We start from the raw sequence: 13640 nt of genomic DNA, 5'->3' as shown, positions 1-13640 counted from the left end.
ATCGGATGCACCCGCGTTCCCGGCGCAGTCTGCGTCCGAATCCGGTTTGCCTCGTCTGTATGGGTGCCGATGTCGATGACGGGTTCTCCGATTCGACGTACCAGTAGAAGCGCAGTGAGGAGGTGAGAGCAATGCTGACCACACATTTGTTTTCGGGCCTGACCAGCGAAGAGGTCGACCTGATCGTGGCGGAGGAACTGCATCTGCTCGACGCCGCCGCATGAGCGCCGTCGACGCCCGCACCGGGCGCATCCGCTGACCACAGCGCTCACACAGCCTCTACCCCTCCATCGGGTAGGGGCCAGAACAGTGCCCGGCTCCGGACGGACATCGAACACGCAAAACCCCGCCCCGCCCCTCTCCTTTGTGAGATGGGGCAGGGCGGTTCGTCGTTCAGCGGCCGCGTGCCGACCGAATGAGGCGGGTCAGGATGGGAACGGCGGTCACCAGCGCCCACAACCCGATCGCCGCGGCCAGGGCGGCGGCGGTGTCACCGGCGGTGGCGGTGCCGAGCACGTGGCCGCGCAGGGCATCGGTGGCGTGCGCGACCGGATTCACCGTCGCCATCGCCTGCATCCAGCCGGGCATGGTCTCGATCGGCGCGAACGCACTCGAGACGAACATCAGCGGCATCATCACCATCATCCCGGCGAACTGGACCACGTCCGGCCGGCGGAGCCGATCCCCGATCAGCCCGAACAGGGCGCTCATCGCCCCGGCCAACACCACCAGCACCAGGACCGCGGCGACGGCATCCCCTGCGGTGCCGTGGAACTCGAAACCCAAAGCGACGGCGGCGATCCCGAGCAACGCAGCCCGGGCGAGGGTGAAGACGGCCTCGTTGATGGTGCGAGCCACCCCCGGCAGCGCCGCCCGCATCGGCAGGGCAGCGAAGCGGTCGTGCAGGCCGTTGGTGTGATCGATCGCGGCGGACACTCCGGCGTTGGTGCCGGCCATCACCGTGGAGACGGCGAGCATCGCCGGGGTGAGGAAGACGATGTAGCTGACCCCGGCAGGGAAACCCGGTCCGGCGGCGACGCTGCGGAACACCTGACTGAACAGCACCAGCATCGCCATCGGCATGGTCAGCGAGAACATCAACAGCTGCGGAACGCGGGCACTGGTGCGCAGGTTCCGGACGGTGAGTGCGGCGAGCTGGTCGAAGGCCGAGGGCCGCCCGATCGCAGTGGTGGTGGTCATTTGTGGGCTCCTGTGTGGGCGAGGTGGGTGAAGACGTCGTCGAGGCTCGGTGAGGTCACGTCCAGGTCGGTGACCTCGATGCCGCCGCGGTGCAGGTCGGCGACCAGGGCGGTCGCGGCGGGGGCGTCGCCGACGGTGACCGACACCCGCAGGCGGTCGCCGTCGACCCGCGGATCGGTGTCCGGGACGAAGGGCAGCGCGGCGAGCTGACCGGCGGGGATGGTGGCGCTGAGGACCTTGCCGCCGACAATCCGTTTGAGCTCGGCGGGGGTGCCGCGGGCGGCGACCCTGCCCCGGCGCAGGACCACGATGTGGTCGGCGAGCCGGTCGGCCTCCTCGAGGTACTGGGTGGTGAGCACGACCGTAGTGCCCGCGTCGGTGAGCTCGTCGACGACGTCCCACAATCCGGCGCGGGCGAGGGGATCGAGACCGGTGGTCGGCTCGTCGAGGAACAGTACCGACGGGGAGCCGACGAGGCTGGCGGCCAGATCGACCCGCCGGCGCGAGCCCCCGGAGAGTTCCCCCACCCGCCGGGACGCGTATTCCTGCAACCCGAGCCGGTCGATCAGCGCGTCGGCCCGTTCGCGGGCGGTGCGGCGCAGCCCGGTCAGTCGGCCGATCAGCTCCAGATTCTCTCGGGCGGTGAGGAATTCGTCGAGACCGGCGTATTGGCCGGTCACACCGATCCGGCGACGCACCTCGGTGGCGTGGACGACCACGTCGAGGCCCTCAATCTGCACGCGGCCGATGGTGGGCCGCACCAAGGTGGTGAGGGTGCGGATCAAGGTGGTCTTGCCGGCACCGTTGTGGCCGAGCACACCGAGCGTGGTCCCGGCGGCAGCCTCCAGATCGACACCGTCGAGAGCCCACGTCTTGTTGTAGGCGACGTGCAGATCCTCGACCACGACGGTCGGCGCGTTCATCGCACACCCCCGCCGTGGCCGCCGGCCGCGTGGCCGGTTCCGGTTCCGGTGGGAGAGAACAGGTGGGTGGTCATCGGAGGATTCCTCTCGAAGAAGGTGTGCTCCCATCCGTTGGTGGGTGGGAGTCCGCTTCCTCAGACGAAGCAACCGAGAGTTGGATGCAGCAGCGCTCGGGACGCGGGTCTGCGGCGCCGATTGTGGCGGTGGTGAGTGAGAGACTGCTCCGCGTGTCGCCGCCGGCGACCTCACCTCCCTGCGTAAGCAGATGAACGCGCTCCGCCCGCCCGGGCACACCCGCATCCACATGACCAGCGTGGGGAAGAAGCTGGCACCGAAGATCCTCTTTGACGTCGCCCGGCTGGAGGCGACCAGCCGGATCTATGTGATGAGCTCGAAGAAGGCCAGCGAACGCCAAGCCCGCGTGGGTGGTGGACAGGCCCTTGCGGTGGCGGGGCCGGTTGCAGCATGGCGTTCCCGGTGCGCTGGGATCCGTTCTTCACCGAAACCATGACCCTCGAACAGGTCTACCGGTACCCGGGCAAGCATTTCGACTTCCACCGCGCCCAGCTCACCCTCGGCTGAGGCATTCAGCCGAGGGCCGCAGCGCAGTTGGCTTCCTGAGGCGGCCTCCGCCGACGACTCGGGCGAGCTTGTGGTGCCCCGGTTCGCGGCAACTAGTCGAGGCAGCAGTCGCACGTAGGCGACCATGCCGATCACCTCGCGTGCGTCCTTCCGAACCGGCCGTCGTCTATTGGTGTGCCAACATTTCGGCACCCGGCATCGAGGACGAGGACACGACATGACCACCATTCCCACCGATACAGACACCGACCGCGCGCTCAAGGCCAAACACCGGGCGTTGTGGGCCTCCGGCGACTACCCGACCGTCGCCGCCGAGCTGATTCCGACCCTCGGCGAGGTGCTCGTGGAGGCAGCCGACATCCGCGCCGGCCAGCGGGTGCTCGACGTGGCCGCCGGCAGCGGCAACGCCGCGATCCCGGCTGCCGCGCGCGGCGCCACCGTCGTCGCGTCGGACCTGACGCCGGAACTGTTCGTCGCCGGGCGGGCGATCGCCGCCCAGCGCGGCGTCGAGCTGGACTGGGTCGAGGCCGACGCGGAGGCGTTGGCGTTCGGCGACGACAGCTTCGACGCCGTCATCTCGGTCGTCGGGGCCATGTTCGCGCCGCACCATCGGCAGACCGCCGACGAGATGCTGCGAGTCTGCCGGCCCGGCGGCACCATCGCGATGATCAACTGGACACCGCAGGGCCTGATCGGCAACCTGTTCAAGACCATGGGCCCCTACGCCCCGCCCCCGCCGCGCGGTGCGACCCCGCCGCCGTTGTGGGGCGACGAGCAACACGTCCGCGACCTGTTCGGCGACCGGGTGACCGCGCTCGACGCGCACCGCCAGTCACTCGTGATCGACCGCTTTGCAGACCCGACCGAGTTCCGTGAGTTCTGGAAACGCAACTATGGCCCGACGATCGCCGTGTACCGTCACAATGCCGCGGACCCGGATCGGGTCGCGAACCTCGAGCGGGATTTCCTGCAGTTCCTCACCGCGTGGAATCGGGCCGATGCGCCCGGTCGGACACTCTACGAGGCCGAGTACCTGCTCGTCACCGCACGCAAGCGGTAGCCCGAGTGCTGCGGCGGTTTCGGCGGGAGGACATCCGGGCATCTGATGATCGGCTCTTTCTGCACACCAGCTAAGGCAGCCCGCGGGATAGGTTGAGCCATATCCGACTACACGGCACTCGACGCCCCGGTCGTCGAGTGCCGTGCCGTATCAACAGGTATCGAGGATCCATGCGCGCCTCCCGCTCCCGCTGCCTGACAACGCTTCTGGTCGTCCTGGCGCTGTGCACCGCCGTCCTGGCCGCGTGTGCACCCGCCTCGACACCGTCCACATCGACCACCAAGCAGCCTTCGGCCGGACCGCCGATCACCGTGGTCCCCGCCGACGGTGCGACTGCGGTCAATCCTCTCGATCCGGTGTCGGTCGGGACCGAGGGCGGCACGCTCGAATCGGTGACGATGACCAACGACGAGGGCAAGGTCATCGACGGCATCGTCACCCCGGACCGGCTCGCCTGGAAACCCGGGGCGCCGCTCGGCTACAACAGGACCTACACCCTCGTGGTCACCGCGGTGGGCGACGAGGGCGCCCGCAGCGAACGCACCAGCACGTTCTCCACCGTGCGGCCCGGCAACCAGACGAAAGCCACTTTCGTCACCTCCGGCGGTAACCTCCTCACCGATGGCGGCACCTTCGGGGTCGGCATCGTCGCCGTCACCCACTTCGATGAGCCGATCACCGACCGGGCCGCCGCTGAACGGGCGCTGAGCGTCGAGACCATCCCTCCGGTCACGGGGTCCTGGTACTGGGCGGACGATCAGAACGTGCACTGGCGTCCCCAGAACTACTACGCCCCCGGTACGAGGGTCACTGTCCACGCGAACGTGTACGGGGTTCCCTCGGCGAGGGCCTGTTCGGCCAGGAGGACGCGAGCGCCTCGTTCACCATCGGCGACGCCCACATCTCCGTCGCCGACGACAACACCAAGGAAGTAGCCGTGTTCGACAACGGGGAGCTCGTCCGCACGATGCCGACGTCGATGGGCCGGGGCGGCACCGAAGTCGTGGGTGGTCAGACCCTCTCGTTCTGGACCCAGCCGGGCATCTACACCGTCATCGACAAGGCCAACCCGGTCATCATGGATTCCTCCACGTACGGGTTGCCGGTCAATTCTCGGCTCGGGTACAAGGAGTCGATCAATTTCGCCACCCGCATCAGCAACGACGGCATTTACCTGCACGAACTCGCCGACACCATCTGGGCGCAGGGCAACACCAACGTCTCGCACGGCTGTCTGAACCTCAGCCCCGACAACGCCCGCTGGTTCTACGACTTCTCCGTCCCCGGCGACATCGTCGAAGTTCGGGGTACCGGCGGCGCACCGCTCGAGCTGTGGCAGAACGGGGACTGGAGCGTGCCGTGGGAGCAATGGCTGGCCGGCAGCGCCCTGGGATGATGCGCCTCCCGGACACGCCGTAGGTGGTTAGAGCAGGGTGGACCAGGACGACGAGAATCGGTACGCGACCAGTCCGGCCACCCCCAGCACCCACGCCGTGATCGGCAGAAGGTGGTTGCCCCTCGCGGTCACCACCGCCGCATCCACCGGGCGGGTGAAGACGCCGTGGTGCAGGTTACGCAGGGTGACGTACCAGAAGATCGGGATCGTCACCGCCCACACCACCATGCAGTACGGGCACAGCGCCCCGATCTCGTAGAGGCTCTGAACGATCAGCCAGTGCACGAATGCCACCGCGGCGGTGACCCCGACCTGCAAGCCCAGCCAAAACCACCGGGCGAATCTGGCACCGGCAAGAAGCCCGGCGCCGGTCGCGGCGACGACGGCGAACCCGGCGATGCCGAGCAATGAGTTGGGGAATCCGAACACCGACGCCTGCGCGGTGCCCATCACCGAGCCGCAGTTCACCACCGTGTTGATGCTGCACGAGGGGATGTAGGTGGCGTCGGCGGCGAGCGCGAACTTCTCGACGGTGAGCGCGAACGCGGCCACCAGACCGAGGAGCCCACCGACCAGCAGCAACCACGGCAGCGACCGGACGAACGGTGCGGCGTCGCCGGCCTCGCCGGCGAACGGTGCAGCCGGATCGGCAGGGTGGACGGAAGACGGCGGCGTCGAGAGCATCGGTCAGATCCTGATAACGGGTGAGGTTCGATCCGCTCCCCCGGTGACGAAGAACATCGGGGCACATGGCCCCGACCGCCTCGCCGTCGGGTGGCGCGACACGGACGCGGTCGAGGGTAGCGCGCGCACCACAGAGGGCGACCAGCCGCAGCATTCAGCAAAACGGACCAGGAGGGCTGGGGTCACGGGGTCGCGGCCACGGTTCCGGCTAGGTCCGCCGGAATCGAGGCCATCAGTCCGGCGCGGGGGCGGCCGGTGTGGCCCTCGGGACAGCGGCCCAGGGTGGAGCCGATGCGGCCGCGATGAACAGCAGCAGCAACGCCTGCACCACCACCACGCCGCGATGATTCGCGCGCCCCCACCAGGCGTGTTAGGTACGGCATGCCTTATAGACTCAGTCGGTGTCTAGCTCGTCCTTCCACGTAGAGCACCCCGGTGTGCGCTTCGCGCGCGCGTTGGGAGGATTCGGTGACGCCCCAGCACTGATCACATCGGCCGATTCGGTCACTTACCGCGACCTGGCGGATCGTGTCGAGCAGGTGGCCTCACAGCTCGGCGGGACCCGGCGTCTGGTCCTGGTCGGCGGCACCAACGAGGCCGATCTGATCGTCACCTACCTGGCTGCCCTGTTCGCCGGGCATCCGGTGCTGCTGGCACCGGGCGACAATCCCGACAGCCTCGACGGCCTGATCGCCGCGTATCGACCCGACGTGGTGGTGCGCAGCGCCAACGGGCACACGGGGGTCGAGGAGCAGCGTGAGGGCTCCGCGCACCTGCTGCACCCCGACCTCGCACTGCTGCTGAGCACCTCCGGATCGACGGGTTCACCGAAGCTCGTCCGTCTCTCGCACCGCAACGTGCAGACCAATACCGAGTCGATCGCGGAATACCTCGACATCCGCGACACCGACCGCGCTGTGACGACGCTGCCCATGCACTACTGCTACGGGTTGTCGGTCATCCACAGCCACCTCGCACGCGGCGCCGCCTTGGTCCTCACGAATCTCTCGGTCACCGACGCCGGCTTCTGGGACCTCGTCCGGACCCACCACGGCACCACGTTTGCGGGCGTGCCCTATACCTTCGATCTCCTCGACCGGATCGGGTTCGACGACATGAATCTGCCCGACCTGCGGTACATCACCCAGGCCGGCGGGCGGCTGGCACCGGACCGCGTCCGAGCCTATGCGGAACTGGGACAACGCCGGGGCTGGGATTTGTTCGTCATGTACGGGCAGACGGAGGCGACCGCCCGGATGGCGTACTTGCCACCGCAACTCGCCGCCACCCACCCGCACACGATCGGACGGCCGATCCCCGGCGGATCCTTCCGGCTCGAACCGGTCTCCGACGCCCCGGACGGCACCGGTGAACTGATCTACGCGGGACCGAACGTGATGCTCGGCTACGCGCACACCCCCGACGACCTGCGTCTCGGTGACGACCTCGGCGGCGAACTGCGGACCGGTGACCTCGCCCGGCAGACTAGTGCCGGGTACGAGGTGGTCGGCCGCCGCAGCCGATTCGTCAAGGTTTTCGGACTGCGGATCGACCTACAGCAAGTCGAGTCGGCACTGTCGCTGCACGGGCTGACGGTGTGCTGCGCGGGCGGTGCGGACGAGTTGATCGTGGCGATCCAGGACGGCGGCGACGTGGACGGGGTCCGGCGCGCGACCGCGCGGGCCTGCGGTCTTCCGCTGGGGGCGGTGCGTGTGTGCCTCGTCGACGAGATTCCGCGGACCTCCACCGGCAAACCCGACCTCCGCGCCGTGGCCGAGTTGGCCCACGGATACGAGCCCCCGCGTGTCGAGAGATCGCGGACAGGCCCCGACACCAACGCCGTACGGGCGCTGTATGCCGACATCCTCCGCTGCCCACACGTCACCGACGACAGCTCGTTCGTGAGCCTGGGCGGAGACTCCCTGTCCTATGTACGGATGTCCCTGCATCTCGAGAAGACGCTCGGCTACCTCCCCGAGAACTGGCATACGACCCCCATCGGGGATTTCGTGCCGGCTCCGCGGCTGCGCCGCCGGTGGCGGACAGTCGAAACCAATGTCCTGCTCCGCGCGGTCGCGATCGTTCTGATTGCAGGCTCGCACATTCACCTGTTCACGGTGCTCGGCGGAGCGCATGTGCTCCTCGGGATCGCCGGCTACAACTTCGCCCGATTCCACCTCGGTACGGCCGAACGGACCGAACGTGTCCGCCACACAATAGGGAGCGTCGCCCGGATCGCCGTTCCCAGCATGGTGTGGATCGGGTCGGTCATCGCCGTGACCGGGGACTACCGCATCACCAGTGCGTTCTTGCTCAACGGAATTCTCGGTCCGGACGGCTGGTCCGTCGAGTGGAGATACTGGTTCGTCGAGGCGATCGTGTACATCGTGCTCGTCGTCGCCGCCCTGCTGTACATCCCGCTCCTCGACCGCATCGAGCGCAGGCACTCGTTCTGGTTCGCGATGGGGTTCGTGGCCCTCGGCCTGCTCACCCGGTACGGACTGGTCGACGTCGACGACGGGCGCAATCGCATCCTGACCGCGTCGGTGGTCTTCTGGCTGTTCGCCCTCGGTTGGGCCGCCGCCAAGGCGACGACCGTGTGGCATCGCCTCTGCGTCACCTCGGTGATCGTGGCTACCATTCCCGGGTTCTTCTTCGGCGAGACTCGGCGGGAAATCATCGTCATCGGCGGGCTCTGCCTGCTGGTGTGGCTCAGATCTGTCCCCTGCCCCACCATGCTGAGCCGTGTCGCAGGGGTGTTGGCGAGCGCATCCCTGTACATCTACCTCACGCACTTCCAGGTGTATCTGCCGCTGCGCGCCGACCATCCCTGGTTGGCGCTGGCTCTGTCGATTTTGGTCGGCATTCTCTACTGGCAGGCGGTGACATTCGTCCTCGTCCTGTGTCGACGGCCCGGTGCCGTGGCTTCGGAAACTGATCGGATCCGGACCGTATCGCCCTTTGGTTCGGTCCCGCGTGTCGCGGTACCAGGCCGAGTGACTGCCAACCGACAGTCGCGTTGATCACAGGCAGGTCCGGACCGCGGGGTGGGGTGATACTCGCGGCGCACCGTCGACGGTGTCCGGGTATCGGTTTCGGGCGTTGATTGGCTGTCCCGGTGTGGGTGATCGCCTCCGATCTTCCCTACCCTCCTGACCCGGACACGCCCACACCACCTGTCACCACGGTCCACCAAAGTCCGGATGGTTAGGTTTGCCAATCCTGCAAGTAGCATCATTTTCCTGGAGACAGCAGGGACAGGTCCCGCTGCGGAAGAGGACGGACGAACGATGAGGAAGCGGATCGGACTGATGTCGGGGCTGGCACTGGCCACCGCCGCGGTGATGACGGTGTCGGGATGCTCGGACTCCGGTTCGGACAGCGGCACCGACTCCGGCGGAGCCAACCAGATCACCGTCTACAACGCCCAGCACGAGTCGCTCACCCAGGAATGGGCCGACGCCTTCACCGCGGAGACCGGCATCGAGGTGGAACTGCGCAACGGCAGCGACACCGAGCTCGGCAACCAACTCGTGGCCGAGGGGGACCAGTCGCCAGCCGATGTGTTCCTCACCGAGAACTCCCCCGCGATGACGCTGGTCGAGAACGCCGGGCTGTTCGCCGACGTGAACCAGGATGTCCTCGACCAGGTTCCGGGCCAGTACCGGCCGTCGAGCGGCAAGTGGACCGGCATCGCGGCCCGTTCCACCGTCTTCGCATACAACAAGGACACGTTGCCCCAGGACCAGCTGCCGAAGTCGCTGCTCGACCTGCAGGACCCCGCATGGAAGGACCGCTGGGCCGCCTCGCCCTCGGGGGCCGACTTCCAGGCCATCGTCAGCGCCCTGCTCGAGCTCAAGGGTGAGGACGCCACCCGGCAGTGGCTGGCCGGGATGAAGGACAACGTCCGCACCTACAAGGGCAACGGCACGGTGATGAAGGCTGTCAACGCCGGGGAGATCCCGGGCGGCGTCATCTACCACTACTACTGGTTCGGCGATCAGGCCAAGACCGGTGAGAACAGCAACAACGTCGCCCTGCACTACTTCAAGAACGAGGACCCCGGTGCGTTCGTCAGCGTCTCCGGTGGCGGCGTCCTGAAATCCAGCACGAACCAGGATGCGGCGCAGCAGTTCCTGAAGTTCGTCACCGGCCCGAAGGGGCAGGAGGTCCTGCAGACCGGGACGTCGTTCGAATACACGGTGGCCAGTGGCGTGCCGGCGAACCCGAAGCTCGTTCCCCTCGCCGAACTCCAGGCCCCGCAGGTCGACCCCGCGAAGCTCAACAGCCCGCAGGTCACCGAACTGATGACGGAAGCCGGTTTGCTCTGAATCTCGCACTGATCGGCCGCGTGCGGTCGGGGGACGCGGACACGACGCGTCGCCCGACCGCCCGGCCGGGCATGCCACTGCCCTTGGCCGTTGCCGCGGTGATCGTGGTCGCCGCATCGTTCATCCCGCTCGGGTACGTGATCGCCGCGAGCGTCGACACGGGCTGGGACACCGCGTCGGCACTGCTGTTCCGGCCCCGGGTCCGCGAATTGCTCACCAACACCGTGATGCTGGTCGTGGTCACGGTGCCGATCTGCGTCGTCGTCGGTGTCACGGCCGCCTGGCTCGTCGAGCGCACCCGGGTGTTCGGGGCGAAGGTGTGGGCGGTGCTTCTCGCGGCGCCCCTGGCCGTGCCGGCGTTCGTGAACAGTTATTCGTGGGTGACGGCGATTCCCTCGCTCGGCGGGCTGCACGGTGGTGTGCTCATCGCGACCCTGTCGTATTTCCCGCTCGTCTACATACCCGCGGCGGCGACGCTGCGCCGGCTGGACCCGGCCGTCGAGGAATCGGCGCGGGCCCTCGGCGTGGGCCCGTGGGCGGTGTTCTTCCGCGTCGTGGTGCCGCAGCTGCGCCTGGCCATCGCGGGTGGGGCGCTGTTGGTTTCGCTGCACCTTCTCGCCGAATACGGGGCCTTCGTGTTCGTCCGGTTCGACACGTTCACGACGGCGATCTTCGAGCAGTACCAGTCCACCTTCAACGGAGCCGCGGCGACCATGCTCGCCGGGGTCCTGGTGCTGCTGTGCCTGACCCTGCTGGTGATCGAATCGGTCGTCCGCGGCAGCGCCCGGTACGCCCGGATCGGGTCGGGTGCCGCCCGCCGCGCCGTCCCCGCCGAACTCGGCTGGCGTTATTCGCCGATCGTGCTGCTGTTTCTCGGGGTGCTGATCGCGGTATCCGTCGGTGTCCCGGTGGTCAGTGTCCTGCGCTGGCTCGTCATCGGCGGGAGCACGGTCTGGGAGTTCGACGCCCTTGCCTCCGCGCTGGTCCAGACTCTCGGATTCGGCATCGCCGGTGCCGTCGTGACATGTATACTCGCGTTCCCGATCGCCTGGATCTCGATCCGCCATCGCGGACGATTCAGCCGGGTCCTCGAAGGCGGCACATACATCTCGAGTTCGCTGCCCGGCATCGTCGTGGCGCTGGCGTTGGTCACCGTCTCCATCCGCTATCTGCATCCGCTCTACCAGACGGTCACCGTCGTGATCGCGGCCTACGCGCTGCTCTTCCTGCCGCGCGCGCTGATCAATCTGCGGGCCGGGCTCGCGCAGGCGCCCGTCGGGCTGGAGGAGGCGGCGCAGTCGCTGGGTGTCTCGCCGCTGTCGGCCTTCTTCCGGGTGACGCTGCCACTGGCCGCCCCGGCGACGGCGGCGGGCGGGGCGTTGGTGTTCCTGGGGATCGTGAACGAACTGACCGCCACACTCCTGCTGGCACCGACCGGTACCCGCACCCTGTCCATGCAGTTCTGGTCGCGCAGCAGCGAGATCGACTACGCCGGTGCCGCACCGTACGCGCTGATCATGATCGTGCTGTCGCTGCCGATGACGTACGTGCTCTTCTCCCAGTCGAAAAAGGTAGCGGGACTATGACATACGCACTCGAAGTGGACGGCGTCGACAAGTCGTTCGGCGGGGCGACGATCCTCCGCGGGGTCGCGTTCGCGGTCGAGCCGGGATCGACCACGGCAATCGTCGGACCGTCCGGCTGCGGCAAGACCACCCTGCTCCGCCTGGTCGCGGGTTTCGAGAAGCCGGACGCCGGCACCATCGCACTGGCCGGCCGGGTCGTCGCGGGCAGTGGATGGGCGCCCGCGCACCGGCGGTCGGTAGGGTACGTCGCCCAGGACGGTGCGCTGTTCCCGCACGCCACGGTCGGCGCCAACGTCGGGTTCGGGCTCCCCCGCCGGGCCCGCACCCCGGCGAGGATCGCCGAGCTACTCGAGATGGTCTCGCTCGACCCGTCGTACGCGGCGCGGCGACCCGACCAGCTCTCAGGTGGGCAGCAGCAGCGGGTGGCACTTGCGCGGGCGCTGGCCCGGGAACCCGAACTCATGCTGCTCGACGAGCCGTTCTCCGCGCTGGACGCCGGCCTGCGGGCGAACACCCGCAGGATCGTCGCCGACGTCCTCGCGAAGGCCGCGATCACCACCATCCTCGTCACCCACGACCAGCCCGAGGCGTTGTCGTTCGCCGACCGGGTTGCGGTGATGAGTGCGGGCCGGCTCGCCCAGATCGGCACTCCGCGCGAAATCTATTCCACCCCTGTCGACGTCCCCACTGCGGAATTCATCGGCGACGCCGTCGTGTTGTCGGCGCGCGTCGAGGGCAGCAGGGCCCGCTGCGCCCTCGGCGACGTGACCGTGGCATCGAACGGCGTCCACGGGAACGCCCGAGTGATGTTGCGGCCGGAGCAGATCGAGGTGACCACGGATGGTGCCGGTGTATCCGGGACGGTCGTCGACGTCGAATATCTGGGGTCGGAGATGTTGCTCGGTATCCGCCTCGACACCGGGGACGGGGAGGTTCCCGAACGGGTCACCGTGCGCCGCTTCGGCGCCACCGCCCTGACCCCCGGCGACCGTGTCGGCATCCGCGTTCTCGGGAAGGCCGTGGCGTACGACCTGTGAAAGCTTGCCCCGCACGGGTGGCGGTCGACCGCGGTACTAGAGGAGGCGACGTGGGCCGAACATTCAGGTCCGGCAGCGGCCGCGAGAGTGTCGTGTTCTCGATCAGCACTCGTGGGGCGCGAACAGGTTTCCGGTGTAGACGGCGAAGCCGTCGGGGCGCTGGTGATGATCGCTGACACCTACCCCTCGAATGGCCGGCTGATCCTGGCGGCACTGGTGGTGCCATCGTGAATCCCTCTGCGCCGTCGATTCGAAGCCGAATCTGTTCCCCGCGGCAGGTCGCCACGGGCCGAAAGGACAGCCGAAAGCAACCGGGCAGATAGGACCTCGACGTGTGTGCACTGTCACATCAATTGACTTCGGGTGCCCAAACATTTTTACTTAGATCGCCAAGCAGGAAAGGGCAGCCTTAGCTACACCCTGTGAAGGGGCTGTGACAGTTCGGGAGGAGTGGTCGTGACCATGCACGTTCGCCCCTGGGCGGTATCCAATCGCGACACCCACATCACTGACCGGCCGAGGACGGACCCAACAGGCCTGCGAAGCACACACTTCGAGTGGTGGACCGTAGGCGTGCGGTAGCACCGCACACCACTCCCCACAGGGTCACGGCGTCCGGGGCAGCGCGCGCCACCCACCGCACCGAATCGGTGCGGATCTCCGTTCGCGCACTCTTCACCAGGACCGGACTCACCGATGCAGCACACTTCCCCCTCCCCCGCCGACTCGCCGGCCACCGACCCCGGGGCCTCGTCGCCCACCGCACCGACCCTCCGGTCACCGGTGACCCCCCTTCCGACGCGGCAGGCCCGGACTGCCACGATCATCTGGGGTGAGGACC

The 13640-nt window shown here is 68.0% G+C and carries 9 protein-coding genes and 2 pseudogenes; 8 read left to right on the top strand and 3 right to left on the bottom strand.

The window, feature by feature from the left end; translation table 11 throughout:
- Positions 1-393: 393 nt before the first annotated feature.
- Positions 394-1200, bottom strand: coding sequence for an ABC transporter permease (locus RHA1_RS34375; protein ID WP_011598770.1), 807 nt, complete (start codon positions 1198-1200; stop codon positions 394-396).
- Positions 1197-2123 carry an ATP-binding cassette domain-containing protein gene (locus RHA1_RS34370; RefSeq protein ID WP_011596360.1) on the bottom strand — a complete coding sequence of 309 codons (927 nt, stop codon included), beginning with the start codon at positions 2121-2123 and terminating at the stop codon, positions 1197-1199. Before RHA1_RS34370 ends, RHA1_RS34375 begins: the two co-directional genes overlap by 4 nt.
- Before the next feature lie 462 nt (positions 2124-2585).
- On the opposite strand from RHA1_RS34370, the pseudogene RHA1_RS52230 reads away from it, so the two are divergent.
- From RHA1_RS52230 to RHA1_RS44770, 3 genes and pseudogenes are all read left to right on the top strand, one after another.
- Positions 2586-2705 (top strand): annotated as a pseudogene (locus tag RHA1_RS52230) (DinB family protein); the annotation flags it as partial.
- A gap of 217 nt (positions 2706-2922) precedes the next feature.
- On the top strand, positions 2923-3765 hold the full coding sequence (locus RHA1_RS34365; protein ID WP_011598768.1) for a class I SAM-dependent methyltransferase: 843 nt from the start codon (positions 2923-2925) through the stop codon (positions 3763-3765).
- 170 nt (positions 3766-3935) lie between these two features.
- Positions 3936-5161 (top strand): annotated as a pseudogene (locus tag RHA1_RS44770) (L,D-transpeptidase).
- A gap of 27 nt (positions 5162-5188) precedes the next feature.
- On the opposite strand, the gene RHA1_RS34350 reads toward RHA1_RS44770, so the two are convergent.
- Positions 5189-5845 carry a vitamin K epoxide reductase family protein gene (locus RHA1_RS34350; protein WP_011598765.1) on the bottom strand — a complete coding sequence of 219 codons (657 nt, stop codon included), beginning with the start codon at positions 5843-5845 and terminating at the stop codon, positions 5189-5191.
- A 401-nt stretch (positions 5846-6246) separates the two neighbouring features.
- Between RHA1_RS34350 and RHA1_RS34345 the strand changes: the two genes are divergently transcribed.
- From RHA1_RS34345 to RHA1_RS52225, 5 genes are all read left to right on the top strand, one after another.
- Complete coding sequence (locus RHA1_RS34345) at positions 6247-8868, top strand: AMP-binding protein (protein WP_011598764.1); 2622 nt, start codon at positions 6247-6249, stop codon at positions 8866-8868.
- A gap of 267 nt (positions 8869-9135) precedes the next feature.
- Positions 9136-10176: an iron ABC transporter substrate-binding protein gene (locus RHA1_RS34340; RefSeq protein WP_011598763.1), complete on the top strand. Its 1041-nt coding sequence runs from the start codon at positions 9136-9138 to the stop codon at positions 10174-10176.
- A gap of 71 nt (positions 10177-10247) precedes the next feature.
- Complete coding sequence (locus RHA1_RS34335) at positions 10248-11762, top strand: ABC transporter permease (RefSeq protein WP_237726988.1); 1515 nt, start codon at positions 10248-10250, stop codon at positions 11760-11762.
- Entirely contained in the window at positions 11759-12799 is a 1041-nt protein-coding gene (locus RHA1_RS34330; protein WP_011598761.1) for an ABC transporter ATP-binding protein, read from the top strand. The genes RHA1_RS34335 and RHA1_RS34330 overlap by 4 nt, the downstream gene beginning before the upstream one ends.
- A 560-nt stretch (positions 12800-13359) precedes the next feature.
- A complete protein-coding gene (locus RHA1_RS52225; protein WP_237723788.1) occupies positions 13360-13635 on the top strand; it encodes a hypothetical protein in 276 nt (91 codons plus the stop codon).
- Positions 13636-13640 lie beyond the last annotated feature (5 nt).

It is taken from the genome of Rhodococcus jostii RHA1 (genome assembly GCF_000014565.1).
GTDB classification, from domain to species: domain Bacteria; phylum Actinomycetota; class Actinomycetes; order Mycobacteriales; family Mycobacteriaceae; genus Rhodococcus_F; species Rhodococcus_F jostii_A.
This window is presented reverse-complemented; position numbering and strand designations above follow the sequence as displayed.